This window comes from Hymenobacter sp. FMD4 (assembly GCF_058932745.1).
This window is the reverse complement of the sequence record NZ_JBZYWH010000007.1, coordinates 124,650-149,594: the sequence shown is the minus strand read 5'-3', so window position 1 is coordinate 149,594 and position 24,945 is coordinate 124,650. Positions and strand designations below refer to the sequence as shown.

The window sequence follows — 24,945 nt, the reverse complement described above, 5'->3', positions numbered from 1 at the left end:
CGCAATCAACCCCGGCTACTATGGTGGCCGGGGTTGATTGCGTTTGAAGTAGGTTGTAGCTTCTAACTTAGCTGCCTGTCCCTATTACAAACACAGTGGCTCCATCCGCTCTTTCTTTTTACCAAAACCGCTTTCAGAAGCTGCGTGTCGCCCGCAGCCGCCAGCACGGCGAAGCGCCCTACAAGCCAGCATTACTCCTAGCCGTGCTCGACGGTATAGAGACCGGCCAGATTCTCGACAACCGCATATACATCACCCCGGAACTGCTAGCCGCTTTCCGCAGCCTTTGCCGCGACCTAAGCACCTCGGGCCTGTTTCGAGCCAACGATTTTTTCCTGCCCTTCTACCACCTCACCGGCGACGGGTTCTGGCACCTGCGCACCTTCCCGGGGCTGGAGGTGCTGCTGACGGCCACTCGCTCGGTGCGCAGCTTCCGCAGCCTGCGCGACACCGTGGAGTACGCTACCCTCGATGCCGAGCTGTGGGCGCTGCTGCAGGCACCCGCCGCCCGCGAGGAGCTGCGCCAGGCCCTGCTGCGGCGCTACTTCCCACAAACGCGCTACCGTTACCAGCCCAGCGCTGGCACCGCGGCCGTGCAGGTCATCCGGCAACAGATGCTGGAGGAGCCCGCCCCCGCGTACCGTCGACATCTGGCTGCCACCGACGAGCTGGACGTGGCCGTGCGCAGCGGCGTGTTCAAGCGTGTGGTTCTGGAAGCCTACGACCACACCTGCGCCGTGTCGGGACTGAAGCTGCTGAGTACCCGCGGCGCCGTGGCCCCCTTGCTCGACGCCTGCCACATCATTCCTTGGGCCGTGAGCCAAGACGATACCTTGCCCAATGGTCTGGCCCTCACGCCCACACTGCACCGCGCCTTCGACAGAAAGCTGTTTTGGGTGGACGAGAACTACCGCGTGCGCGTGACCGGGGGCTTCGGCGAGTTGGCCGGCGAGGCTTACGGCGTGCGACAGTTTGAAGGTCAGCAACTGCGCCTGCCGCAACAACGAGCCTGGTGGCCAGGGCAGGAAAATTTCCGAGCGCAACGAGGCAATTCGTTGGCGGAGCATCGGCCTTAAATGGGCAAGGGGGCTGAAAGGATGTGGGGTAATATGCAAAAAGCCCCGGCTGTTTGAGCAGCCGGGGCTTTTTGCAGCATGAGAGGTCTCACCGAGTTAAACTGAGAGCGGTGCTGAAGCCGAGACTGGCAACAAACTGGCCGTTGGAAAAACCTTTGATGTCGCCTTGGTAAAAGGGGAAGAGAGCCGAAACGCGGAGGGAGTTGACGGTAAAGACCAAGCCCGGTTCGACGCCGCTGTACCAATAGCGCCGGGAGCCTAAGGACTGATTCAATATCTCCTTTTCCTCGCGTACGTCGCCGGAGAGGTGGCGTAAGGAGTAGTTGGCCAGCAGCTCCAGTTTTAGGGAGTTGCTTTCATTTTTCGCCGGAATATCGAATACGGTGTACAGGAATCCGAAAGACATGGCCGCGAGACGTACATCGGCCACCCGATCCTGATACCCCCAGCTGATTTGGGTGATGTTGAGGTAGGCGTTGTAGCCGAGGCCTTGCAGAGAAGCGGTTGGGGAGAGTATGTGCGGCCGCCACAACAACGAGCCGGTAAACGACTTGGTAGAACGGGCGTTGCTACCGGGCAGGAGTAGGGATTGGCCAAAGCTGCCTTGGTTGGTGGCACGGCCGCCGCCCGCGGCGTTCGGCTCTATCATGAGCGTATCACCCTGCGAGCCGAGTGAGACGACGAAGTTGCCCTGCCATTCGGGGATGTTCACGGTGTCGGCAACGTCGGTTCCACGCTGCCAATGGCTGATGCGTGTGAAGCTGGCCCCTAATGAGCCCGTTTTGGGAGCGTCGCCTTCTTTGGCAGCAATGGATTTACTGAAGTCACCGTCGGCGAGTAAGGAGGCATTCCAGCGGAATTTGGTTTTTCTGGTGTACAGTTCCGCTTTTTGGGTGCTGCTGCCTGAGGGAAACAAAGCCTTATTAACGTTCTGTGCCGCTTCAACTTTGCGGCCACTTGCGTTTGCTGCTCCGGCTTGCTGCACTTGGCTGCTGTATCCAACGAAACGTTGGGCATCAGCAGTTTGGGCGAAATAAAACAGCAGCACTCCTAGTAGGAGTTGCCAGGAGGTGTATTGTCGTAGGCGTTTTTTCATGTGTGATAAAAGAGAAGAAAAATAGAAAGGGAATGAAATAGGAGCAGTATGGCAGGATGGCCCGGCAGCTACTTTGCAACAGCTACCAGGCCATCCTGCCGAGTTAAGAGCCTGATGTCGTAGCGGAGCCAACGGGGCGCTCTTTGAGGTCTTAAAGTCCTCGCACTGGCGGTAGGTCGGATTGCCGACGCTGGTAGCGGCGCGAAGCTGCCGGTTTCGCCAGCTGGCGAAGGAGGGTGGCGGCGTGGTTGGTTTTGGTGGCTCGACTAGAACCCCGGACAAAGCTGCGCACCTACTAATGGCTTCTCTTCCGTACCAGCACTGAACTTTACGCCGTCACCCACCCCTCCCGCACGGCCTGCACCACCAGTCCCACCAGCGTCTTGGCACCAGCTTTCTGCAGCAGGGCCCGGCGGTGGCTTTCCACAGTGCGCACGCTCAGAAACAGGCGGTCAGCTATTTCCTGATTGCAGCAATCGTCCACTACGAGGCGCAGCACCTCCAGCTCGCGGCGGCTGAAGGGCGTGGGCGGAGCGTGGTGACGGGGCAGAGGCGCTACCGCAGGAGCTAGGGCGCCGCCGGTGTCGCCCCGCAGCCACGGCCCGATGGTGGTCACCACGTCATGCGGGGTGGTGTGGCGCGGTAGCAGCAGATTGAGGCCGCTGCTTAGTAGCTCCTGCCGGATGGCGGCAGGGAGGCGCTGGCTGATAAGGACCAGCACGGGCTGCTGACTGCGGATAGCATGTAGCTGCGCCAAAAGCTGAGGCAGGTTGACGCAGGTACCGTCGAGTACGATCAGCGCATAGGGCTGCTGGCGCAGCAGCGCTGCGAGCTGAAACGAGTCGGCAGTAACGGTGAGGCTTAAATGAGGCCAGGCCTCGTGTAGGGTAGCTAGTAAGCCCTGGCGGTATAGGCTGGGAGGCGCGGCCACAAGGACGGCGCTAGTGGTTGACGACATAGCAGTAGGGGTAGTAATTTGATCATGCGTAAATGGAAAGAGGTGAAACAATAGGTGTAGGTAATAAGCCGCAGGCCGGGTTTGCAGCTAAGGGCGAGTAATTGGCGTGAATATGGGTTTTATATAGTTTGTTATCAATATAATTTTATGGGAATAATAATAAAATGATCTGAAAAGGAGGGAGTTACTGCCGTCACAGCAGTTCGGGGAGCGTTCCGTGCAGCACTGAACTCAGAATTGTTGATCTAAAAACAAACTGATGAGCTTTAAAAGCTGCTAATGGAGGAGCTGGGCTAAACCAAATTGGTAGTGCCACGTAGCCGTAATGCGTGCCTTTCAATATGTGCGTGCCCAAGGCACTACCCTATGCAACCCTGGACTACTCTGGAATATTTACAAATCGTTTATCGAGCCGACTTGGGCGTATTGGTGGGCCGCTGGATGCGCCAAATCAGTACTGATGAGCTTCGGGCTGGCTATTTCGCAATGCTCGACGCGGCTGCTGAGCACCAGTGCCGGATATGGCTGGTAGATGGGCGGCGGCGTACTTGCTCGCACGTCAGCGACTCCCAATGGATGATGGATGAGTATTTCCCACAATTGGCCATGCGGCTCGGAGAGGGCACGTTTCTGGCGTATCTGTTTACGCCCACGCACCTGCTGGAGATTGAAGCCGATAACACGGTGCCGCCTCTAACCTACTTTGAAACTCGGCCTTATCAGGTGCAGCGCTTCATCGAAGAGAATACAGCCATGCGCTGGCTGGCTGAGTGCAAGAGCTTGGTAGTAGCACTATAATGGCAGCGACGTCCAGAGCGGCGTGCAGCAGCTGATTAAGCACTAAGAAGGCTACGGAACAATTGCGGTCGGTGCTCCAAGGCGCGCGGGTGAACCACAAGAATTGCTGCGCAAATCCACGCTTTGGCGCGGATCAGCAGGCTGTATGTCCAAGCTTTCGGGGATAAGCAGCCAAGGGGTAATGTATGAAATATCAGTCCGGCGGTGCTTGCACATGCGCTGCTCGCAGCAGTCACAGCGCCTGGCTTGAGTTACCAACAAGCGCTTCGCCCACTGACTTAGGCCGCCAACGTTCTGCCGCTAGCGGATTTTGCCGGTGTTCGTAGTCTTTTTGATGCGGCCGTCGGATTTGAGGCGCGTACCGGGCAGCAAGCTCAATGAAATATCAAGAGGGGTGCAGTTGGCCAGCGGCAGCTCGACGGTGGAGTAACCCGCGGCACTAATCTGCAACAGGGTATTGCGGGGCAACGCCGTCTTGGTCGTCAGTATGTAGTTGCCTTCCGCGTTGGTGCTATACGCGTTGTTGGTGCCGACGAGCAGAACCGTGGCTCCGCGTAGCGGAGAGTTAAAGGCATCGGTGACTCGGCCGGTGAGAATCAGGCAGTCCAGCACGGCTGGGGTATCGGCTTGCGCAGGTGCAGAGTTGGTGTTGCGACCAACGGCAGTACTGTCCTGAGCACGCCCTTGAGCAAGAGCTGCTAGCGGCGTGAGCAAGAGGCCAAAGCCAAGCAATAAGGTCGGGAACGAAGTCATAGAGTATTGGGGATTCGGCGGGAAGAACGCAGGCAGGCTGTAAGGGGAGCCAGGCAGCCAGGGATTGATTAACAAATAAAAGCGGAGCTTGGTCGATTAGCTGAGCTTGTGTGCAAAAATAAGCATTCTTGTGAATAGAGTGATTTTGCGGCAGAATAACAAATCTTGTTCAGCAGTTGTGTTGTTATATGGTGGATTAAATACAAGTAATCAGTGCTTTATAAATAATATATTGTGTGCGTATGAAATGTTATTGTAGAATTAGTGCAACAACAAAAACAGTGCTTTGCAAAAGGATTTGTGCAATAATTAGAAGGTTTTTTACAGCAGATGAGCTGGTACTAATGAGCGTTACCGCACGCCGCTTACCCGCATGGGGAGAGTGTACACGGCTTCGGAAGCAGTAATAAATAAGGTGCGGCGGTCGGCACCGCCAAAACAGACGTTGGCTGTCCATTCCTCCGGTATGTCGATGTGTTCGATGCGCCGGCCAGCCGCGTTGTACACGGTTACGCCTTTGCCGGTGAGGTACACGTTGCCCTGCTGATCTATGGTCATACCGTCGGAGCCCTGTTCCACAAACAGCTGTCGGTCGTTTAGACGGCCGTCAGTTCCGATGTGGTAGCGGTAGGTTTTATCGGCTTCGATGTCGGCTACATACAGTAGGCGGCCGTCGGGCGTGCCAATGATGCCGTTGGGTTTTTGCAGCTGCGTGTCTACAGCTGTGGGTTGGGCCTGATTGGGTGCCAGGTAGTAAACGTGCTGCCCTTCAATGTCAGGCGTGGTGCGCGTCCAGTAGTCGCGCTGGTAATAAGGGTCGGTAAAATAGATGCCACCGGTCTGGGGATGCACCCACAGGTCGTTGGGGCCGTTCAGGCGGCGGCCCTGCACTTCTTTCAGCAGCACCGTTACCTGGCCCGTGGGACTGATGGACCAGAGCTGGTTGTGCTCGTCGGCGCAGGTGAGTAGGTGGCCTTGCCGGTTAAAGTACATACCATTAGAGCGGCCGGCCGGGGTCAGAAAAACCGACAGCTTGCCATCGGTGCTGTATTTCCAGATCGAGTTATTGGGCTGATCGGTGAAGAACACATTACCGGCCTTATCCACGGCGGGTCCTTCGGTGAACTTGAATTGGCGGGCCAGCAGCTTGGGCTTAACGGGGCCCGCCACCACCGGGCTTGTGCCCTGCACAGCCCGCGCCCGTACCACAGCAAATGCGCCGACTAGTGCTAGCAGTGTGCAACCTAGACCAGTGTAGAGATAAGGGCGGCTGTTCATGAGGCGTCAGTTGGGGTAAATGGTAAAGAGTGTTGTATAGCGAAGAACGAGCGTGAAGCCGATATGGATGCCAGCAGCCGGTACGGGGACAAGCGAAGAATTACCTAAGTAGGGGCAGAAGGGCTGCGCCACAGTGCAGACGTTGTTGCCCAAGAATTCGGTCGATGGACCAACCAGCGTAGCCCATGCCTGCCATGATGCGGTGCTACACGTTGCTTGCACTGGCGCCTGCCGAGAAGCCTGCGAGCTACTACGTGCATCCGCGCAAGCGAAGGCAGGGAACGGGTGCTGGCGGCCGCAACCAAGCCTCGATATTGCCGTTGCTACAAGCTCAACCTCGGTTCTACTTCTAAAAGAATAGGCACTTCAACCCCTCGGCGCGATGTACACACCACGACGTTTTCTACTGGGCTACGGCGCGGCGCTGCTGCTTTCAGCCTCCTGCTCTACCAACCCTGTCACCGGCCAGCGCGAAGTCAGCCTGGTATCGGAAGGGCAGGAGGCGGCCATGGGCAAAGAGGCTGATCCGCAGATCGTGGCGCAGTACGGGCTTTACGACAATGCCGCGCTGCAGCGTTTCGTGCAGGAAAAAGGCAAGCAGATGGCGGCCGTGTCGCACCGGCCCAACCTGGCCTACGAGTTCAAGGTGGTGGATTCGCCGGTCATCAATGCCTTTGCCGTGCCGGGAGGCTACGTGTACCTCACGCGCGGCATCATGGCGCACTTCAATAACGAAGCGCAGTTTGCGGGCGTGCTCGGCCACGAAATCGGCCACGTGACGGCGCGCCACTCAGCTCAGCAGCAAACCAAGGCCACCTTGGCGCAGGTTGGGTTGATCGGGGCCGTCATTGCTTCGCCGCGCTTCGGGCAGTACGCCGAGCAAGCCTCGCAGGGGCTGGGGCTGCTGTTTTTGAAGTTTGGGCGCGACGATGAGCGCGAATCCGACCGGTTGGGCGTGGAGTATTCCACCAAAATCGGTTACGACGCTCGTCACATGGCCGATTTCTTCCAGACGCTCCAGCGCGAGCAGGCGAAAGGTGGTTCGGAGGCCTTGCCCGATTTCCTCTCTACCCACCCCAACCCCGCCGACCGCTACACTACCGTGCAGCAGCTAGCCGCCGAATGGCAGCAGAAAACGCCCGGCAGCACCTACAAAGTAGAGCGCGACAGCTACCTCAAGCTGATAGAGGGCATCGTGTACGGCGAGGACCCCAAGCAAGGCTTCGTCGAAAACAGCACCTTCTACCACCCCGAGCTGAAGTTTCAGTTTCCGATACCTACCGGCTGGCAACACCAGAACTCACCTCAGCAGGTGCAAATGGCGCCCAAAGACGGCAAGGCCCTGATGGTGCTGACGCTGGTGCAGGGCCCGACGCTGGAAGCCGCTGCCCAGCAACTAATGCAGCGCTACCAACTGCAGCCGGTAGAATCGCGCAATACCACCGTCAACGGGCTGCCGGCCCTCGCCATCGTGGCCGACCAGGTAGCCCAGCAGCAGCAAGGCGCACCCCAGCAGCAACAAGCACAAGTGGCCACGCGCACGCTCACCTACCTCATTCGGTACGGCGACAACAACTACGCCTTGCTCGGGGCCAGCACGGCGCAAGACTTTCCCACTTACCAGCCGGCCTTCACCGCCTCCATGCAGGCCTTTCGCCAGCTCACCGACCCCGAAAAGATTAACCGCCAGCCCGAGCGCGTGCGCATCAAAGCGCTGAAGCTGCGCAGCACCTTGAGCCAGGCCCTGCGCACCAATGGCGTGCCGGAAGCGCGGCTAGAGGAAATGGCCATCCTGAACGGCATGCAGCTCAACGAGCAGCTGCCTTCCGGTTCGCTTATCAAGGTGGTGGAGCGGTAGCGCTACTCGGCGTTAGGTATTGACACTTACAGACCGGTCCTGTTGAGCGCAGGCGAAGCGGTAGAGATGCTTCGGCAAGCTCAGCAGGACCGGTCTTTTAGCGCAGAATCTTCCTTTCGCCTACGGCTCGTCGCGGAACCGAAGGGCAGCGTAGCCAACGGATTTCCGTGCTACTGCGTCAGCAACTGATAGCACTGCTGGGCTATTTCCAGCTCCTCGTTGGTAGGCACCACCAGCACTTTCACCCGCGACGCGGCCGTGTTGATTTCGCGTAGCTGTCCACTGCGCTGTTCGTTCCGGCCCGCGTCGAGCTCGATGCCCAAAAACTCCAGGCCCTGGCAGGCCAGTGCCCGCACGCGGCTGTCGTTTTCGCCCACGCCGGCTGTGAACACCAGCGCATCCAGTCCGCCAAGTGCGGCGGCGTACGCCCCGATGTACTTCTTGATGCGGTAGGCGTACAGCTCGTAGGCGAGGCGGGCCCGCTCATCGCCGGCTTCCAGGGCGCGGCCGATGTCGCGCATGTCGCTGTAGCCGGTAAGGCCCAGCATGCCGCTTTGCTTGTTGAGCACGGTGCTCACCTGATCGGCCGAGTAACCCAGCTGATTCAGGAGGTGGAAGATGATGGAGGGGTCCACGTCGCCTGAACGGGTGCCCATCACTAGGCCGCTCAAGGGGCCGAAGCCCATGGTGGTATCCACGGACTGGCCGGCGCGCACGGCGGCCATGCTGCTGCCGTTGCCGAGATGAATGGTGATGAGCCGCGCCTCGGCGTTGCTCAAGTAAGCGGCGGCCTGCGCGGCCACGTACTTGTGGCTGGTGCCGTGAAAGCCGTACACCCGAATGCCTTGCTCGGTGTACAGGCCCTCGGGCAAAGCGTAGCGGAAGGCGTGCTCGGGCAAAGTCTGGTGAAAGGCCGTATCGAATACGGCCACCTGCCGGGCCCGCGGAAAGATCTGCTCGGCTACCCCGATGCCGAGGTAGTTGGCCGGGTTGTGCAGCGGCGCCAGCGAAAACAGCCGCTTGATTTCGTCCTTCACCTCTCGGGTGATGATGGTAGTGGCCGCAAACGTTTCGCCGCCGTGCACCACGCGGTGCCCCACGGCCTCCACTTCGCCTGGGTCCTGAATCACGCCCACCTCAGCGTCGGTGAGCAGCTGTAGCACGGCTTGCAGGCCGGCGCGGTGGTCGGGCAGGTTTTCGGGCATGCGCTCAATTACCTCCGGCTGGCCGCTGGTAAATACTTTATGCGTGATGCGCGGCTGCTCCAGCCCGATGCGCTCCACCAGGCCGCTGCACAACGGCTGCTCGGCGGGCAAGCGGAATAGCTGGTACTTGATGGACGAGGAGCCGGAGTTGACGACGAAGATGTTCATAGGCGGTGAAGTCTCACCCCCCCCTTGGCTCCCTTGCCGTGCTTCATGCGCAACATGCGAGAGAGCCTGGCGGCTTGGGAGTAGTTTGTGAGTTTGGAGGATGAAAGATCGGGTGTAACGTAAATAATTCTGTACGCAGCCTCGCCACCGGGTGGCTGAACTCTGCGTATTTGCTATGTTTCAGCCCTATGCGCGGACTTAACAAAGTAACCCTCATCGGCAACTTGGGCAAAGACCCCGAGGTACAGGTGCTCGACGGCAACGTGGCCGTAGCCAAGTTCTCCCTGGCCACCTCCGAAAGCTTCCGCGATAAAAGCGGCCAGCTCCAGACGTACACCGACTGGCACAGCGTCGTGCTCTGGCGCAGCTTGGCCGAGCTGGCGCAAGCCTACTTGCGCAAGGGTAGCCTGGTGTATGTGGAAGGCAAGCTCAAAACCCGCCACTACGACGACCAAGACGGCACCCGCCGCTACGTCACGGAAATCGTGGGCGAGCATATCATCATGCTCGACAAAAAAACCGGCGAGGCGTCGCCGCTCGCCCTATGAAAGCCGCCGTATCACTGCGGCTGCGCGACTGCCGCCGCGAGTTCTTGGTCTTTTTTCCGTACTCCGATGCCGCCGTCCGCCACGCCCTGCTGGCTGCCGGGGTGCACTACGCCGCTACGGCAAAGGGCTACGTACTGCCGGCTACGCCCGAGGCCGTGGAGCCCCTGCGCCTAGCCTGCCAGCGCCTAGGTGTGCCGCTGCATGCACCGGCCGTGCCCGCTCTGGCCACGGAGCCGCTCCCACCTGCTCCGCACGATGTGCTGCTGGCGCGCTATTGCCAGCATATTGCGTTGAAACGGTACAGCCCGGCCACTCTCAAAAACTACCGCACGGCCTTCCAGCAGTTTATGGCCTACCATGCGCCGCGCTTGCCGCTGGCGCTAAGCCGGCAGGATGTACTCGATTACATGGCCTTGCGCGTGGCGGCTGGCATCTCTGAAACTTACCAGAACCTGCTCATCAACGCCATCAAGTTTTACTACGAGCAAGTGGAGGGACAGCCTCGGCAATACTACGCCGTGCCCCGCCCCAAGCAGCCTCTGACCAACCCGAAAGTGCTGGCTAAAGAAGAGGTACGCGCCCTGCTGGCCGGCACCGACAACCTGAAACACCGGGCCATGCTCATGCTGGCCTACGGCCTGGGCCTGCGCCTGAGCGAGGTGCTGGCCCTGACGCCCGCCGATGTTGACAGCAGGCGAATGGCGCTGTACGTGCGGGGCGGCAAGGGTAAGAAAGACCGTGACTTGCCCCTGCCCGATACTTTACTACATTTATTGCGTGAGCAGTACCGCCTGTTTCGGCCCGTTACGTTTCTGTTTGAGGGGCAGCAGCCGGGCGAGCCGTACAGCGAGCGAAGCCTACAACTGGTAATAAAGCAAGCTGCCGTACGGGCGGGCATCCGCCGCCCCGTTACGCTGCATATGTTGCGCCACTCCTATGCTACGCACCTTCTGGAAGCAGGCACGGATATTCGCGTTATTCAGGATCTGTTGGGTCACGCCAGCATTAAAACCACCGAAATTTACACCCATGTCGCCCAACGCAACCGCCCGGCCTCTCCTCTCGACAGCTTGGGCCTGTGAGGCTCCTGACTTCGGTTATAGTACCACCGGGGAACATATAACCGAAACTCGTCTGCGGACTAAGTAGATATAACCGAAACTAAACCGCTTTTGCCAGTTTCGGCAATAGGAATGTTGTGCGCAACTGTTTCAATCATGCTAAGACTAATTTATTTAATTCTGATTATTGCCTCTGTCCTGTCTTCTTCTGCTCAAGGAGGCTGGAACATAGGCTATATTCCAGTAGACACGCTAAACAAACGTCACATCGGGCGAATAGTGCGGATTGACTTAAAAACTCCACAGATTGATTCAAAACCCTCAACCACTCGACACATTCGTTCTTACGTAGGCAGAAAAGATACAGGGTTCATCAGCATAGACACTGCGTTGGTAACCGTAGCAGAAAGGCGAAAGATATACGTAGACCACGGCAGCTATCATGACCAGTTTCTTGAATCCTTGAATTGTAAGGGATTAACCCTTCGTATTTATGACGTAGAAATATTGGATGTTGACGAACAGTCGATTCTTTTCGGCATTGAAACAGAACAACTAAGGAAAGGCTTACAAACTATTAAGTCATCAAAAGTGGTTCGAATTGAGAAAGCCAAACTTGACGGAGTGTTTTATAAATTGTAGACAGACAAGAAGCCGTGATGCGCACAACATCAGATTTCTGAAACCAAGGCTGACGAACAATAGCCAAACGACATAACTTTATTCATCAAGAGAACAGAAGTGAGGCTGAAGAACAATGAATACCTTGGCTTCAGAAATCTGTTCTCCGTTATGGGTAAGCTTGAAGACAATGACCGTATTTGACAATTTAGTAGGAAAGAAGATTGCAAATATTCAACGACTTGACTCTGACGTTGAATATGAATTTTATTCGCCTTATGCAATAATTTTCACATTTGACAACCAGCTTGAAAAACTCATCATAACAGCTACAAATGACGGTTCCTCTGTTGACGTAAGAATGACAAGTGACGAACAAATAGAAGATGATTACGGACTTGGATTTGGTGAACACACACTTAACGACCTAAAAAAAGACGACGAACTAAGTTCATTTATTGGTGAGAAATTACAGGACATTAGAATAGCTGAATACATTTTGCCAGAAATAAAAGGGTCGGACTTTATTATTAAACAGGGAAAATATGCAGGAGTTGAATTCAAAACAGAAGGACACAAACTTTTATTCCAAAATAATTATGGTGGGTGGTGTGACATTGATAATGATGTAGTTGAACTAACGATTAAAGACAGGTGGAAGTGGAAGTAAGAAAGCCTACCCATAACAGCAGCTTTGGAAAAGCAGGGCTGACGAATATGTTTTCAACTCATTATCTTTATTAAACAACAGCAAGTGAATGAAGCGACAGAACATCAATTCCCTGCCTTCACAAAGCTGTTCTACGTTATAGGCAAATTTAGAATGACCGCAACAGACGACATAAGAGACATTTTTTCAATCCTTCATGACGGAACAATTTCTGCATGGACTGGTGACAAAGACTTGCTGACTTTGACTGTTGATTGTGAGTATTTGGCGGAACGGATAGACAAGTCATTTGACAAGTTTTACCTTGAGCTATTCGACGTTGACAAATTAGAACTTGACCCTTGGACAAATCCTGTTGACCTTCCAGCTATTATTAAGACGGACTTTGCTGACATCTTTAAAGCAGAACTTGAAATTCTTTCTGCCGACATAAAAGATGATGCTGTTGTTGTTACTTGCAACCAACACGACACAGACTTCGACTATTGTGGAGGAAACTTGACAATTTGTTGTCAGACAATAAAAGTTTTTGACCAGAATAAAAACGAATTGACCATTGACCAGCTCGACATTATATGTAAAAACTATTGGGACGAATGGAGCAAGAAATAAAATCTGCCTATAACAGCACATTTGCAATAGGCGGGGGGGGCGTGCTCCGCGGACAGTTATGTGGTAACCGAAAATTTGTGCTTCGAATGAACATTTGTGCTGAAAAGCCCGCCCACCGCAAATCTGCAAAACGTTACCTGCAAGCTACTTGACACTCTACTATGCCAGACGACCCAATTCAAATAGAGATTTACGATAAGAGATAAAAAATGTCTACGACAATATATGTTGATAAAGTTTCTGAGAACATCTTTCGGGCAGCGGAGAATGAACTCTTCAACTGCCGTCTAACATTGGGGACTGAATTTGAGACGCGCATCAATAATGAAGGCAAGCATGAAATTATTAGAATTGTTAAAGACTCCGACTATCTCACAAAACGCTTTTTCTTGACTTCTCAATTCACCCCATCTGAATACGGGCTTTTAGGAGATGAAATAATAAAATGCGGAGGATTTTGGCAGGTAGATTTTGGCGGTATTGCGACAGTCAACTTGCCAAAGAATAGTGAACTGAACTTAGAAGAGATTTTCAAAACCTTCGATTTTTATCCTACATACATTGTTGACGAGTAAACCACCTTACCAATTTGACTTCAACAATCCTTTTTGCAACCGCCTGCAGGTAACATGGGTTTTGCGTCATGTGGGCAGACGAACATGGGCTGAAGATTTGTTTTTCAATTTGGCTTTATATCTTTATCAGGGCTGACTGTTCGCTATTGCCCACACGAACGCAAAGCCCCGAATCGTTAGCGGTCAGCTTAGAGACAGTCATCACTTAAACAATGACATTTTATTACACTGCAAGGGGAGCATACGACAAGGACTATGACGAAGACGGAATGTCTTGGCAGAAATACATTGAATTTAGTAGGTTAAGCCATTTGACAGAACTCGTGTCTCTTGATGGTATGCTAAACGAAGTCTTAGTTGAACCAGACCGTGACAATGCAGATGATTGGAATTACATAGTCACCGATGAAGAATATGAAACGGGATTTTTTACAACACTTGACTATGTGCTGAAAAAAACAAAGCAAGCAGACAGGTTTAATCTTTTAGCCGTTGTTATTGAACCGACAGAAGATTGTAAGAATATAACACTTGATAAATTTGAATTTGTAGGTTACGACTTATTAGATAAGGATTATAGCATTAGTGCTTTAACGAATTGTGGCGGTTTTGACGAAACTTTTTTGCCTTCTGACCTAAATCAGTATGGCTTAATAGACGATTATGAGAAAGCCTTCGACATCAAAAAACGCCTTCTTGAGAATAATCCAGAGGAACATCATGCGGATGCAAATGTTATTGCCGTTTGGCGGCACAAAACGATTGGACGAAGAAAGCCGAACCGCTAACATGGTATTTCTGCAATAGCGGCTGAAGAATAAGTGTTGAGCGATGGTAATTCTATTCAACTTAAATTAATAAATCAAGCTGACGTAACACAGACTTCCGCTACTGACAGCAAGCTGTGTTCCGTTATTCCTGCTGGCTCTGAATAGCCGTAATCACCACCGTATTAAATACATCATCCACGGTGCACCCGCGGCTCAGGTCATTCACCGGCTTGTTTAGCCCCTGCAGCACCGGGCCGATGGCCAGCGCGCCGGTTTCGCGCTGCACGGCTTTGTAGGTGTTGTTGCCGGTGTTCAGGTCGGGGAAGATGAGCACGCTGGCCTGGCCGGCTACTTCCGAGCCGGGCAGCTTCTGCCGGCCCACGATGGGGTCCACGGCGGCGTCGTACTGGATGGGGCCTTCCACGGGCAGATCGGGGCGGCGCTGGCGCACCAGCTCGGTGGCCTGGCGCACTTTCTCTACTTCGGCGCCTTCGCCGGAAGTGCCCGAGGAGTAGGAGAGCATGGCAATGCGCGGCTCCACGCCGAAGGCCCGGGAGCTTTCCGCAGAGGAAATGGCAATTTCGGCCAGCTGCTCGGCCGTGGGGTTGGGGTTTACGGCGCAGTCGCCGAACACGGCTACGCGGTCGGGCAGGCACATGAAGAATACCGACGAGACGAGCGAGATGCCGGGCTTGGTTTTGATGAACTGCAAGGCCGGCCGGATGGTGTGCTGGGTGGTGTGCACCGCCCCGGACACCATGCCGTCGGCGTGGCCCTTGAACACCATCATCGAGCCGAAGTACGACACGTCGCGCATCAAGTCGCGCGCCATGTCCTGGTTGACGCCTTTGGTTTTGCGCAGCTCATAGAAAGTCTGCACATAGTCGTCGTAGAATTCCGCGTGCACCGGATCGATGACGCGCAGGTGCTCGGGCGGCAGCGTAATGCCCAGGCGCTTGGCCGCGGCGGCTACTTCGGCGGGGTTGCCGAGGATGGTGAGGTCCACGATTTCTTGCTGTAAGAGCTGGGCGGCGGCACGCAGAATGCGGTCGTCGTTGCCTTCGGGCAGCACAATGTGGCGGCGCTGGCGCTTGGCCCACTGCATAAGGCGATACTGGAACATGTGCGGCGTGATACCCTCGGGCTTGAACTCGGCCATGCGCTCATCGAGGGCGCGCACATCCACGTGCCGCTCGAAAGTGCGAATAGCCAGCTGCACCTTCTTGGGATTGTCGGGCGAGAGGCGCGACTTCACGGCCGCCAGCCGGGCGCTGGTTTCGAAGGTGCCGGTGCTCACGGCCAGAATGGGCACCACCGTCTGCAGGCCGCGGATCAGGCGCAGAATGGGCTCTTCGGGCTCCCAGCCGGCCGTAAACACCACCCCCGCCACGCGCGGGTAGCTGGCCGAGAGGTTGGCCATGATGGCCCCGATGACGATGTCGCCCCGGTCGCCGGGCGTCACGATGACTACGTTTTCTTTTAGGTAGTTCAGGAAGTTGGGCACCTGCATGGCCCCGGTCACGAAGTTGTCGACCTGGTTGCCGAGCAGTTCTTCACCGAAGAGCAACTTGCCGCCCAGCGCCTCGTGAATCTCGCGCATGGTGGGATTCAGCAGGGCCTTGTCTTCGGGAATGACGGACAGGATAATGCCTTCGGGCAACTGCGCGAGCAACAGTTCGCGTACGTCCTGGGCTTGTTCTGGGCGCACTTTGTTGGCCACGATGCTCAGTACCTGCACTTCCCGCGCCTCGTAGCCGCGCAGGGCTGTGAGTACCGCGCCCACCAGCTGGGCGGTGGTTTTGCCCTCGCCCGATACCACCAAGGCCACGGGCACGCCCAGGTTTTTGGCAATGCTTACGTTCAGATCAAACTCAAACGCGGTGCCCTGACCCACGAAGTCGGTGCCTTCCACCACCACGAAGTCGTGCTGCTCTTCCACCTGCTTGTAGCGCCGGATGATGGTATCAATCATCTCACCCTGCCGGTCCGTTTCGATCAGGCGCATCACCTCCGGGCCAGTGTAGGCGAAGGTGTCGGCGTAGTCGATGGGCAACTGGAAGTAGCGCAGCACCGTGTCGATGTGCACATCGGGCCGGCCGCTGGGTTCTGCGTTGATGATGGGCTTGAAGTAGCCCACGCGCTGCGCTTTGCCCAGCAGCAGGTTTACCAAGCCCAGGGTAACGAGGGATTTGCCGCTGTAAGGCTCGGCCGAGGCGATGAAGATGGTGTTGGTCATGCAGAAACGGAGCAGTTTGGAACGGGCTGGATAGAATAGCGAAACAAAGCAGAAACACGCGGTGGGCCTTGTGCTTACGCAAGGCCGGCCTGTGGGTATAACTACCACCGCGGCCGCAGGGTTAGGAGCGAGGCTGATAAGCAGGAATGACTACCGGCAGCGGCCGCCGCGCATCCCCTTTTCGTGTGATGCGCGGCGGCAGGCAGCCCAGGTAACTTGCGGCCCCGGCGCGGCACTGGTTGGCGCCGCCCCGCACTACCCACTTTTCGCAAGCTCATGACCTTTCGCTTATTCCTCCCAGTGTGCACCGCGCTGCTGGCGCTGGCTTCCTGCTCCGGCAACGCCGGCAACGAATCAGATGCCACTTCGGACGCCTCAACAAACGCTGCTGCCGCCCCTAGCCCTGCATCCCCCGCGCCTAAGGCCGCTGAAGCTGCACCCGCCGAAGCTGCGGCGCCCGTCAACGCCGAGGCGGCTTCGTTTACCCTCAACGGCGGACCGTTCCAAAACCAGCGGGTTACCATCGCGCACCCCACCGACGCGGCCACGCGCCCCGGCGTGGCCATTGGCTACTGGAGCGCCCAGCAGGGCCGCGGTACCGAACTCGATGCCAGCCACGAAAAACCCAACGGCCTGATCCTGCGCGTGCCCGCCGCGCCGGCCGATAAGCCGGGCACTTACCCGCTGGCCGCTGGGGCCGTGATGAAAACCGACGACGCTGGCGCCGCCGACATCAACCTGACCGGTGGTACGGTGACTTTCACGCAGTACGGCTCCCGCTTAGTGGGCACCTTCGAAGGCACCGGCACTTATTTCGACATGCAAAACGGCATGAAGCAGGTGCCCGTCACGGTCGCAGGCGCATTCGACTTGGCGCGCGGCAGCAACCGCTAACGGGTACGCTGCGCGTTTATCAGCCCCGCCCTGGTTGTAGCCGCAACCGGGGCGGGGCTATTGGCGGAAAGGAACGTCGCATAGGTTCGAGAGCGGTAGACCGCGTAAGCCTGTATCTCAGGACGGGTTTTGCATTAAGAAGGCGATTGTCAGCTTATGATGGACGCTACCAGGAGGTGGGGCACGCTTTGCGCCGTGGGCTTGCACCACTGCGTGCTGGATTTTAACGTGACGGCTTGGCAGCCGCTGTAGTGGTGGCAGCATGCTGCTTGATTGCGTCGCCCTCGAAAGGCCTGAACTATTTCCGGTCCATCCGGCCTAATAAAGGCAGGAGCCCGTTACTCGGTGCCACAGCAGACAGTGGAACAGTGCCGGGCTACGCTATCTTCACGCAGTTTCTTTCCCGACCTTTTTTCAGCACTTCATGCGCTTTTCGTTTTCTTCCAGCTGGCGGCAGACCGGCTTTTTAGCCGCGCTGGGCTTGTCGGCTGCATTTTCTCCTGCTTTTGCTATGGCCCAGCCCGCTCCCCCCGCTCTGGAGGCCAACCGCGCCGACCAACCGCCCCTGCTCAGCCCGTGGACCGGCCCTTACGGCGGCGTCCCGGCCTTCGATAAGGTTAAAGTAGCGGACTTCAAGCCCGCGCTGGAAGCGGCCATGGCGGAGAACCTGCGCGAAATTGAAGCCATTGCCAGCAACCCGCAGGCACCCACCTTTGAGAATACCATCGCGGCGCTGGAGCGCAGCGGCCGTACCCTCGACCGCGTACAGACCGTGTACGGGGTGTGGAGCGGTACCCTGAACGATGCGGCGTTTCGGGCCGTGGAAACTGAAATGGCGCCCAAGATGGCGGCCTTCAGCGACCAGATAACGCAGAATTCGGCCTTGTTCAAGCGCATCGAGGCGGTGTACAACGCTCCCGAAACCAAGAAGCTGACGCCCGAGCAGCAGCGCTTGGTGGAGGTACGCTACAAAGGCTTTGTTCGTGCCGGCGCCAAGCTCGACGCCGCGGCCAAAACCCGGCTTTCGCAAATCAACCAAACCCTTGCGGGCCTGTTCACGCGCTTCTCGCAGAACGTGCTGGCCGACGAAGTCAACCTGACGCTGGAGCTCAAAACCGAAGCCGACCTGGGCGGGCTGCCGGCCTCGCTGCGCGAGGCCGCCAAGGCTACCGCCGTGGCCCGCAAAAGCGAGGCTGCGGGCGTGATTGTGAACACCCGCTCCTCGGTAGACCCGTTTCTGACCTATTCCAACCAGCGCGGGCTGCGCGAAAAAGCCTGGCGCATGTTCGTAAGCCGCGGCGACAACGGCGGTGCCAACGACAACAACGCCATCATCACCGAAATTTTGCAGCTGCGCGCCGAGCGGGCCAAGCTGCTGGGCTACGCCACCCACGCCCACCTGCGCCTCGACAATACCATGGCCAAAACGCCCGAAAAGGCCATGGACCTGATGCTGCAGATGTGGAAGCCTGCCGTGGCCCGCGTGAAAGAGGAAGTAGCCGATATGCAGGCTCTGGCCCGCAAGGAAGGTGCCGGCGCCGACTTCAAGATCGAGCCCTGGGACTACCGCTACTATGCCGAAAAGGTGCGCAAGGAGCGCTACGACCTGGACGAAAACGAGGTGAAGCAGTACCTGCAGCTCGATAAGCTGCGCGAAGGCATGTTCTTCGTGGCCGGCGAGCTGTTCAACTTCACCTTCAAGCCGGTGACCGATGTGCCCGTGTACCACCCCGACGTGAAAGTGTGGCAGGTGAACGACAAAACCACGGGTAAGCAGGTGGGGCTGTGGTATTTTGACCCCTACGCCCGCCCGGGCAAGCGCTCTGGCGCCTGGATGAATGCCTACCGCCGGCAGGACCGCCTGGATACCCCGGTGACAACCATCGTCTCCAACAATTCCAACTTCGTGAAAGGCAAGGACGGCGAGCCGACCCTTATTTCCTGGACTGACGCCACCACCTTGTTTCACGAGTTTGGCCACGCCCTGCACGGCTTGTCCTCGAACGTGACCTATCCCTCGCTGTCGGGTACCAGCGTAGTGCGCGACTACGTGGAGTTTCCCTCGCAGGTGCTCGAAAACTGGCTGGCCACACCCGAGGTGCTGAGCAAGTACGCCCTGCACTACCAGACTGGCCAACCGCTGCCGCAGCGGCTGGTGGAGCGCATCAACAAGGCTGCGACCTTTAACGAAGGCTTTGCCACGACGGAGTTTCTGGCCAGCGCCCTGATCGACATGAAGCTGCACCTGGCCGGCGCGCAAACCATCGACCCCGACAAGTTTGAGCGCGAAACCCTGGCCGAACTGGGCATGCCCAAGGAACTGGTGATGCGCCACCGCACCCCGCAGTTCAGCCATGTATTTTCCAGCGACGGGTACTCGGCTGGCTACTACTCCTACCTGTGGTCGGTGGTGCTGGCCGCCGATGCCTACAGCGCCTTCACCGAAGCCGGTGGGCCTTACGATAAGCAGGTAGTCGCGCGCCTGCGCCAGCACGTCTTCACCGTCGGCAACACCATCGACCCGGCTGCCGGCTACCGCGCATTCCGTGGCCGCGACCCCAAAATCGATGCCTTGATGAAGCAGCGCGGCTTTGCGGATGCGGGCGCGGCCAAGAGCAAGCCTGCACCGACTAAAAAGCCCGCCAGCAAAGCCAAGCCCAGCGGCACCTCGAAAGGCAAGTAGTGGGTCTTGAAAAGGACCCACTTGATTCTTATACCTTACAGAAAGCCCTGGCAACGGGGCTTTCTGTTTTTTCAGTTGGTCAGTCCGTGCGCTATGTGTAGAAGGTTTTGGTTCTACCTCCCATAGCTGGAATGTCTTGGCTCTGGCTGCCAGCCTTAAGCCTCGGGCTCTGCACTTGCTGTCATCAGCAGAGAGGTGGATGCGTACTGCCCGGACCGCACCTGCAAGGCCGGCTGAGGAGGCTGGGAAGTTATGTACTTTTAAACACCCCGCTCGCATTGCCCTGCCCAGGCCGTGGTGCAGGTTCGTTTTATTGTTCGCCTATGGCTGCTAAGCGCCACCTCCCGTTTTCCGTGTTCTGGCTTGTGCTGGTTCTATTGTGCAGCCGCTGGCCAATGGCGCACGCGCAGCCGGGGCCGGCCTGGCAATGGTCTGCGAGTCTGAACCCTGCGGGCACGGAAGGTACCATCACTGCGACAGCCATGACGCGCGATGGCGCCGGCAACCTGTACATTACGGGGGCATTTACGGGCTCGGTGCGGCTGGGAAAACACCGGTTGGACGCCGCCACGTGGCGGACGGGAGCGGAAACAGCTTTTGTAGCGAAGCTCTCGGCAGCGGGACAATGGCAGTGGGCGCGGCCACTGGCTCCTGCCGATTCGGTGACTAGCCAGGGAGAAAGTATTGCGGCCGACGCCGCAGGTGGCTTGTATCTGACCGGCTATTACAAGGGCACCATTCGGCTAGGGACATCCCCAGAGCTGCAGCTAGCGGTGCGCCCAGGCCGGGAGCGGCATCACTTTGTGGCTCGCCTCGATACGGCCGGGCGCTGGCAGTGGATTCAGCCGCTGGCGACGCCGGCACCTGCCGCTAGCCGGGTTGTGGCCGATGCGACTGGGGCCGCCTACGTCAACGGCGGGCCTGTGAAGGGCTCCGCAGTGCTACCCCTCGCGAGTAAGCTGGACGCTACCGGTCGCTGGCACTGGACCACGCCCGCCCCTGCTGGCCCCCAGCGTGTGGTCACGGCCCTGGCGGTCAACGCTGCTGGGCGGCTGGTGGTGGCCGGGGCACTGACCTCGCTTGTCTCAGCCCCGCCCACGCCTACCGGCGGGGCTGGAAGCCACAGCCTCACTCGCCAGCAAGTATTCGTCGCCGGCCTGGGGCCGGCAGGCCAGTGGGGCTGGGTGGCCACGGCCCAGTTGATGGGCACGGCCAACGACGCGCTAGCGGCTGCCGGGGCATTGCGGGTGGGACGGAGCGGGGAGGTGTACCTGGCCGGCGAATTTGGGGCGGAACTGCGGTTTGGTCCGGGGCCCCTGCGGCTGTCCACACTGCCGCGCACCCGCTGGGTGTTTGCCGCGAGGCTTTCTCCGCAGGGGCAGTGGCAGTGGGCCGTGCCACTCACCTCGCCAACCGGCGTTTCTAAGTCAAGCGGGCATGATAACCTGTACAGCGGCGGGCTGGACCTGGACGAAGCTGGCAACCTCTGCCTGACTGGTGCTTATTCCCGCGGCGGCCATTTCAGGATGACTACCATAAGCCCAAGTGTGGCCTGGCTAAGCCCACAAGGCCGGCCATTGGCCGCTGGCACGCCCACGTTAGGCTATTACTCCTTTAGAGAGGACTCTGGCAAGGCCTTACTGGGAAGCGCAGCAAGCGGGCCAGCTTACCTACTCACCCAGCAATACGGCGACGAGCGTACGGGCAAACGAACGACGTTCGCGCTTCACCGCGCGGCGCAAGGGCTGCCAAACGCCTGGACTCGGGTAGCGCATGCTGAGGTTGGCCGCGACTCCCAAGTGCAGGCGCTGGCGGTGGATGGCCCAAATGCGCTGGTAGCAGCCGCCGTGATGAGCAAGCCGCTGGACGGCCCGGGGCAGCAGGAGTTGCGCATTGGCTGGCTGGACTCCGCTGGTGGCAGCCGCTGGCAGCGGGCAGGGGTATTTCCCAACGAACTAGCCATCCAAGGCTTGGCTACCGACAGCAGCGGTCGGATTAACGTGCTTGGCATCTACCGTGGCGAGGGCGTGGTGCAGCTAGATAGCAGTCGGGGGAAAATTCAGTTGGTCAACCTGCGGCCCAATTCTTACACGATGCTAGTCTTTGACTATAGTTGGTTTATCGGGCAGCTAGACCGGAAAGGGCATTGGCGGTGGGTTCGGCGGCTGACGGATGCTCCTTCCATTCCTTTCCCCTCGGAGCAGCCGGACGTCGCCTGGAGCGTGAATCAAGAGGGCCGCGCTTGGGTAGTACTTTCAGAGGCCGATTCATTGCCGGATGGAAGGGTAACGGGGCTGCGGCACCTGCTGCTGCAACTGGACCCCGCCGGGCAGATTCGCGCACGCCATCACTTGGCCCGGGGCTCCGTGAGAGTAGGGCACCTCATTCAAGGCCCCGCTGAGGCGCTGTTTCTGAGTGGGCAGTTCACCGACAGCGCCGTGTTTGGGGTCGGCGCGAAGCGCATCGTGCTACGGGCTGCCCAACCAGCGGCTCCCGAAAGCTTCGTGGCCCGGCTCGCGCCGGATGGAGCAGTGACCTGGGCTCGGGCATTGGGTCCGGGCATGGCTGTAACGAGCCTGGCCCCCGGCCCCGCCGGAGGTTTATGGGTAGGAGGCGCTGATACCGGAGACTCGGCCCGTACAGCAGCTCATCCTTTGCCGCTCATGCCTGCCGGCCAAGAGGGCAAATCCGGCTTCGTGGGCTTCGTGGGCGCCGACGGTAGCTGGCTCTGGGCGCAGCGGGTAGGCGTGGGCCAGCCTGGGGAAGTACAGGCTCTGGCCGCCGACCCGGCTGGCCGCCTGCACGTGGCCGGTACTTTTTCCGACAGTCTAATTCTATCCACGCGGTCCAAAGCCCTTCAGCTACGCACATCAGAGCCCGCCGCCGTGTTTGTTGCCCAGGTTTCTTCCACAGGCCAGTGGCTGGCGGCCCGGGCACTGGAGCGTACCAATTACCACTACCCGATAGTGCTGGCGGCCGGAGCAGCCGGGCATACCGATGTAGGCGGCAGCCTGACCGATGCGGTGCTGCGTGGCGCTGCCCCATCGGCCGCCGGTGGTACCGGGTGGCAGGACCCCGACGTGCGCTCCGGTTACATTGCCCGATTCTCGCCATGGCGCCAAGCCCCGCCGCCCCAGCTCCAGCACGTGCAGCCCCGGCGCGGAGCCTCAGGTACGCGGGTTGTCGTGCAAGGCAGCGGGCTAGCCGGCACGTCTACTGTTCTGGTTGGTGGCCGCTCCGCCATGGTTGAGGTCGAATCCGACGAGCAGCTAACCGTTACTATTCCGGCGGCCGTAGGAGGCCGGGTGGATATCAAAGTCGTTACGCCTACGGGGCATAGCACACTGTTGCGCCAGTTCCGGGTGAAGCGCGGGGCAGGCTCTGGCCCGGGTTCGCAGCGGCCCCCTGGACACGCCAGAGTTGCTCAATAGTTGCGTACAGGCGTGGGCAAGGGTACTACTAGCCAGCGTACGGGGTTACTTATTCAGCTTGTCCTAAACGATGTTGGGGCCAGTACCGATTGGGGTTAGTGCCCATGCATGGCGCCACCTTGCTGCGGTTGTTTGGGGTAGTATATAGGATTCACTGTTGGTACAATGGCGCAATTCCAACGCAAGAGAATAGGCGTCAAAAGCGGTGCGGGGTAGGAAGACGGACGATTAAACCATAAATCTGCCTTATGTTTAGCGCTGCGAATGGCAGTTGACGCAGCTTGATAGTGGCTCAGTGCTTCCACTTGAGGGAAAAGGCGGCAAACAACATACACCTTTCAACCACCCCTTTAAATGACTAAAATCAAGGTAACCAACCCTGTCGTGGAGCTGGATGGCGACGAAATGACGCGCATCATCTGGAAATTTATCAAAGACAAGCTCATCACTCCTTACCTGGAGCTGGACATCAAGTACTTCGACTTGGGCATTGAGTACCGCGACGAGACCAATGATCAGGTCACAATCGATGCCGCCAATGCTATCAAGCAGTACGGGGTTGGCATCAAGTGCGCCACTATCACCCCGGACGAGGAGCGCGTAAAGGAGTTCAGCCTCAGGCAGATGTGGAAGTCGCCGAACGGCACTATCCGCAATATTCTCGATGGCACGGTGTTTCGGGAGCCTATCGTAATGCAGAACGTGCCGCGGCTAGTGCCCAACTGGACTGCCCCCATCTGCATCGGCCGTCACGCCTTCGGCGACCAGTACCGAGCCACCGATTTCGTCACCAAAGGCAAGGGCAAACTCACCATCACCTTTACCCCCGAAGACGGGGGCGCAGAGCAGTCCTTCGAGGTGTATAACTTCAAGAGCGACGGTGTGGCCCTGGCTATGTACAACACCGACGAGTCAATCCGCGGCTTTGCCCACGCCTGCTTCAACCAGGCGCTGATGAAAGGCTGGCCGCTGTATTTGTCGACGAAGAACACCATCCTTAAGAAATACGACGGCCGCTTCAAAGACCTTTTCCAGGAAATCTACGAGCAGGATTACCAGGAGAAGTTCCAGGCCGCCGGCATCACCTACGAGCACCGCCTGATCGACGACATGGTGGCCTCAGCCCTGAAGTGGAACGGCAACTTCGTGTGGGCCTGCAAAAACTACGACGGCGACGTGCAAAGCGACACGGTAGCGCAGGGTTTCGGCTCGTTGGGCCTGATGACCTCTACGCTGGTGACGCCGGACGGCACCGTCATGGAGGCGGAGGCCGCTCACGGTACCGTAACCCGTCATTACCGCGACCATCAGAAAGGCAAGCCCACTTCCACAAACCCCATTGCGTCCATCTTCGCCTGGACCCGGGGCCTGGAGTTCCGCGGCAAGCTCGACGGCAACCAGGAACTCATCGACTTTTGCCACGCCCTGGAAGCGGTGTGCATCGAAACCGTGGAAAGCGGCAAGATGACCAAGGACCTCGCGGTTTGCATCCACGGCAATAAAGTAGAGCACGGCCGGGACTACCTCTACACGGAGGAATTCTTAGCTGCTCTGGACGAGAACCTGAAAATTAAACTCGGGCAATAGCCTGAGCCGCTAGAACAGCTAAGCCCATCCGGACCCCGGATGGGCTTACTTTTTTATAGCTGCCGCG

20 protein-coding genes are annotated in these 24,945 nt (G+C 58.0%); 14 read left to right on the top strand and 6 right to left on the bottom strand.

All coding sequences use genetic code 11. From position 1 onward, the window contains the following. Positions 1–95 precede the first annotated feature (95 nt). Positions 96–1,076 (top strand): HNH endonuclease, encoded by a 981-nt coding sequence (locus AC5FXY_RS09550; RefSeq protein WP_493556437.1) that lies wholly within the window; start codon positions 96–98, stop codon positions 1,074–1,076. Between the two features lie 88 nt (positions 1,077–1,164). On the opposite strand, the gene AC5FXY_RS09545 is transcribed toward AC5FXY_RS09550, so the two are convergent. Together AC5FXY_RS09545 and AC5FXY_RS09540 are read right to left on the bottom strand one after the other, a co-directional pair. Further along, complete coding sequence (locus AC5FXY_RS09545) at positions 1,165–2,172, bottom strand: hypothetical protein (RefSeq protein ID WP_493556436.1); 1,008 nt, start codon at positions 2,170–2,172, stop codon at positions 1,165–1,167. 328 nt (positions 2,173–2,500) lie between these two features. After that, positions 2,501–3,130 (bottom strand): helix-turn-helix transcriptional regulator, encoded by a 630-nt coding sequence (locus AC5FXY_RS09540; RefSeq protein WP_493556435.1) that lies wholly within the window; start codon positions 3,128–3,130, stop codon positions 2,501–2,503. Between the two features lie 366 nt (positions 3,131–3,496). On the opposite strand from AC5FXY_RS09540, the gene AC5FXY_RS09535 reads away from it, so the two are divergent. Continuing rightward, positions 3,497–3,928, top strand: coding sequence for a hypothetical protein (locus AC5FXY_RS09535; RefSeq protein WP_493556434.1), 432 nt, complete (start codon positions 3,497–3,499; stop codon positions 3,926–3,928). Between the two features lie 300 nt (positions 3,929–4,228). On the opposite strand, the gene AC5FXY_RS09530 is transcribed toward AC5FXY_RS09535, so the two are convergent. Next, on the bottom strand, positions 4,229–4,681 hold the full coding sequence (locus AC5FXY_RS09530) for a carboxypeptidase-like regulatory domain-containing protein (protein ID WP_493556433.1): 453 nt from the start codon (positions 4,679–4,681) through the stop codon (positions 4,229–4,231). Between the two features lie 351 nt (positions 4,682–5,032). Further along, complete coding sequence (locus AC5FXY_RS09525; protein WP_493556432.1) at positions 5,033–5,959, bottom strand: SMP-30/gluconolactonase/LRE family protein; 927 nt, start codon at positions 5,957–5,959, stop codon at positions 5,033–5,035. A gap of 382 nt (positions 5,960–6,341) precedes the next feature. Between AC5FXY_RS09525 and AC5FXY_RS09520 the strand changes: the two genes are divergently transcribed. Then, complete coding sequence (locus AC5FXY_RS09520) at positions 6,342–7,817, top strand: M48 family metalloprotease (protein WP_493556431.1); 1,476 nt, start codon at positions 6,342–6,344, stop codon at positions 7,815–7,817. Between the two features lie 170 nt (positions 7,818–7,987). On the opposite strand, the gene AC5FXY_RS09515 is transcribed toward AC5FXY_RS09520, so the two are convergent. Further along, entirely contained in the window at positions 7,988–9,190 is a 1,203-nt protein-coding gene (locus AC5FXY_RS09515) for an acetate/propionate family kinase (RefSeq protein WP_493556430.1), read from the bottom strand. Between the two features lie 188 nt (positions 9,191–9,378). Here AC5FXY_RS09515 and AC5FXY_RS09510 point away from each other — a divergent pair, with 188 nt between their 5' ends. The 7 genes from AC5FXY_RS09510 to AC5FXY_RS09480 all read left to right on the top strand — a co-directional run bounded on the left by AC5FXY_RS09510 (position 9,379) and on the right by AC5FXY_RS09480 (position 14,065). Continuing rightward, positions 9,379–9,738, top strand: a complete 360-nt coding sequence (locus AC5FXY_RS09510) for a single-stranded DNA-binding protein (protein ID WP_493556429.1) — start codon at positions 9,379–9,381, stop codon at positions 9,736–9,738. After that, positions 9,735–10,820 carry a tyrosine-type recombinase/integrase gene (locus tag AC5FXY_RS09505; protein ID WP_493556428.1) on the top strand — a complete coding sequence of 362 codons (1,086 nt, stop codon included), beginning with the start codon at positions 9,735–9,737 and terminating at the stop codon, positions 10,818–10,820. The genes AC5FXY_RS09510 and AC5FXY_RS09505 overlap by 4 nt, the downstream gene beginning before the upstream one ends. Positions 10,821–10,955: 135 nt before the next feature. Continuing rightward, positions 10,956–11,441, top strand: a complete 486-nt coding sequence (locus tag AC5FXY_RS09500) for a hypothetical protein (protein WP_493556427.1) — start codon at positions 10,956–10,958, stop codon at positions 11,439–11,441. 169 nt (positions 11,442–11,610) lie between these two features. After that, on the top strand, positions 11,611–12,090 hold the full coding sequence (locus AC5FXY_RS09495) for a hypothetical protein (protein ID WP_493556426.1): 480 nt from the start codon (positions 11,611–11,613) through the stop codon (positions 12,088–12,090). Between the two features lie 153 nt (positions 12,091–12,243). Further along, on the top strand, positions 12,244–12,702 hold the full coding sequence (locus tag AC5FXY_RS09490; protein ID WP_493556425.1) for a hypothetical protein: 459 nt from the start codon (positions 12,244–12,246) through the stop codon (positions 12,700–12,702). 209 nt (positions 12,703–12,911) lie between these two features. Further along, positions 12,912–13,277, top strand: a complete 366-nt coding sequence (locus AC5FXY_RS09485) for a hypothetical protein (RefSeq protein ID WP_493556424.1) — start codon at positions 12,912–12,914, stop codon at positions 13,275–13,277. A 212-nt stretch (positions 13,278–13,489) separates the two neighbouring features. Further along, positions 13,490–14,065 (top strand): hypothetical protein, encoded by a 576-nt coding sequence (locus AC5FXY_RS09480; protein ID WP_493556423.1) that lies wholly within the window; start codon positions 13,490–13,492, stop codon positions 14,063–14,065. A gap of 124 nt (positions 14,066–14,189) precedes the next feature. Here the strand turns inward: AC5FXY_RS09480 and pta are convergent, their stop codons facing one another. After that, positions 14,190–16,283, bottom strand: a complete 2,094-nt coding sequence (pta, locus tag AC5FXY_RS09475) for a phosphate acetyltransferase (RefSeq protein WP_493556422.1) — start codon at positions 16,281–16,283, stop codon at positions 14,190–14,192. 276 nt (positions 16,284–16,559) lie between these two features. On the opposite strand from pta, the gene AC5FXY_RS09470 reads away from it, so the two are divergent. The 4 genes from AC5FXY_RS09470 to AC5FXY_RS09455 all read left to right on the top strand — a co-directional run bounded on the left by AC5FXY_RS09470 (position 16,560) and on the right by AC5FXY_RS09455 (position 24,878). Further along, on the top strand, positions 16,560–17,177 hold the full coding sequence (locus AC5FXY_RS09470; protein ID WP_493556421.1) for a hypothetical protein: 618 nt from the start codon (positions 16,560–16,562) through the stop codon (positions 17,175–17,177). Between the two features lie 424 nt (positions 17,178–17,601). Further along, positions 17,602–19,860, top strand: a complete 2,259-nt coding sequence (locus tag AC5FXY_RS09465) for a M3 family metallopeptidase (protein ID WP_493556420.1) — start codon at positions 17,602–17,604, stop codon at positions 19,858–19,860. 482 nt (positions 19,861–20,342) lie between these two features. Continuing rightward, entirely contained in the window at positions 20,343–23,291 is a 2,949-nt protein-coding gene (locus AC5FXY_RS09460) for a choice-of-anchor Z repeating domain-containing protein (RefSeq protein WP_493556419.1), read from the top strand. 354 nt (positions 23,292–23,645) lie between these two features. Then, the gene (locus tag AC5FXY_RS09455; RefSeq protein ID WP_493556418.1) at positions 23,646–24,878 is read left to right on the top strand and encodes an NADP-dependent isocitrate dehydrogenase; all 1,233 of its coding nucleotides are present in this window, start codon (positions 23,646–23,648) and stop codon (positions 24,876–24,878) included. The last annotated feature ends 67 nt before the right edge of the window (positions 24,879–24,945 follow it).

What these genes read in the sequence shown, in the direction of transcription:
- AC5FXY_RS09505 (WP_493556428.1), top strand. Translation starts at nt 9,735, where the DNA reads ATGAAAGCCGCCGTATCACTGCGGCTGCGCGACTGCCGCCGCGAGTTC.
- AC5FXY_RS09470 (WP_493556421.1), top strand. Translation starts at nt 16,560, where the DNA reads ATGACCTTTCGCTTATTCCTCCCAGTGTGCACCGCGCTGCTGGCGCTG.
- AC5FXY_RS09530 (WP_493556433.1), bottom strand. Translation starts at nt 4,681, where the DNA reads ATGACTTCGTTCCCGACCTTATTGCTTGGCTTTGGCCTCTTGCTCACG.
- AC5FXY_RS09490 (WP_493556425.1), top strand. Translation starts at nt 12,244, where the DNA reads ATGACCGCAACAGACGACATAAGAGACATTTTTTCAATCCTTCATGAC.
- AC5FXY_RS09485 (WP_493556424.1), top strand. Translation starts at nt 12,912, where the DNA reads ATGTCTACGACAATATATGTTGATAAAGTTTCTGAGAACATCTTTCGG.
- AC5FXY_RS09540 (WP_493556435.1), bottom strand. Translation starts at nt 3,130, where the DNA reads ATGTCGTCAACCACTAGCGCCGTCCTTGTGGCCGCGCCTCCCAGCCTA.
- AC5FXY_RS09460 (WP_493556419.1), top strand. Translation starts at nt 20,343, where the DNA reads ATGACGCGCGATGGCGCCGGCAACCTGTACATTACGGGGGCATTTACG.
- AC5FXY_RS09510 (WP_493556429.1), top strand. Translation starts at nt 9,379, where the DNA reads ATGCGCGGACTTAACAAAGTAACCCTCATCGGCAACTTGGGCAAAGAC.
- pta (WP_493556422.1), bottom strand. Translation starts at nt 16,283, where the DNA reads ATGACCAACACCATCTTCATCGCCTCGGCCGAGCCTTACAGCGGCAAA.
- AC5FXY_RS09465 (WP_493556420.1), top strand. Translation starts at nt 17,602, where the DNA reads ATGCGCTTTTCGTTTTCTTCCAGCTGGCGGCAGACCGGCTTTTTAGCC.
- AC5FXY_RS09500 (WP_493556427.1), top strand. Translation starts at nt 10,956, where the DNA reads ATGCTAAGACTAATTTATTTAATTCTGATTATTGCCTCTGTCCTGTCT.
- AC5FXY_RS09545 (WP_493556436.1), bottom strand. Translation starts at nt 2,172, where the DNA reads ATGAAAAAACGCCTACGACAATACACCTCCTGGCAACTCCTACTAGGA.
- AC5FXY_RS09520 (WP_493556431.1), top strand. Translation starts at nt 6,342, where the DNA reads ATGTACACACCACGACGTTTTCTACTGGGCTACGGCGCGGCGCTGCTG.
- AC5FXY_RS09455 (WP_493556418.1), top strand. Translation starts at nt 23,646, where the DNA reads ATGACTAAAATCAAGGTAACCAACCCTGTCGTGGAGCTGGATGGCGAC.
- AC5FXY_RS09535 (WP_493556434.1), top strand. Translation starts at nt 3,497, where the DNA reads ATGCAACCCTGGACTACTCTGGAATATTTACAAATCGTTTATCGAGCC.
- AC5FXY_RS09480 (WP_493556423.1), top strand. Translation starts at nt 13,490, where the DNA reads ATGACATTTTATTACACTGCAAGGGGAGCATACGACAAGGACTATGAC.
- AC5FXY_RS09495 (WP_493556426.1), top strand. Translation starts at nt 11,611, where the DNA reads ATGACCGTATTTGACAATTTAGTAGGAAAGAAGATTGCAAATATTCAA.
- AC5FXY_RS09515 (WP_493556430.1), bottom strand. Translation starts at nt 9,190, where the DNA reads ATGAACATCTTCGTCGTCAACTCCGGCTCCTCGTCCATCAAGTACCAG.
- AC5FXY_RS09525 (WP_493556432.1), bottom strand. Translation starts at nt 5,959, where the DNA reads ATGAACAGCCGCCCTTATCTCTACACTGGTCTAGGTTGCACACTGCTA.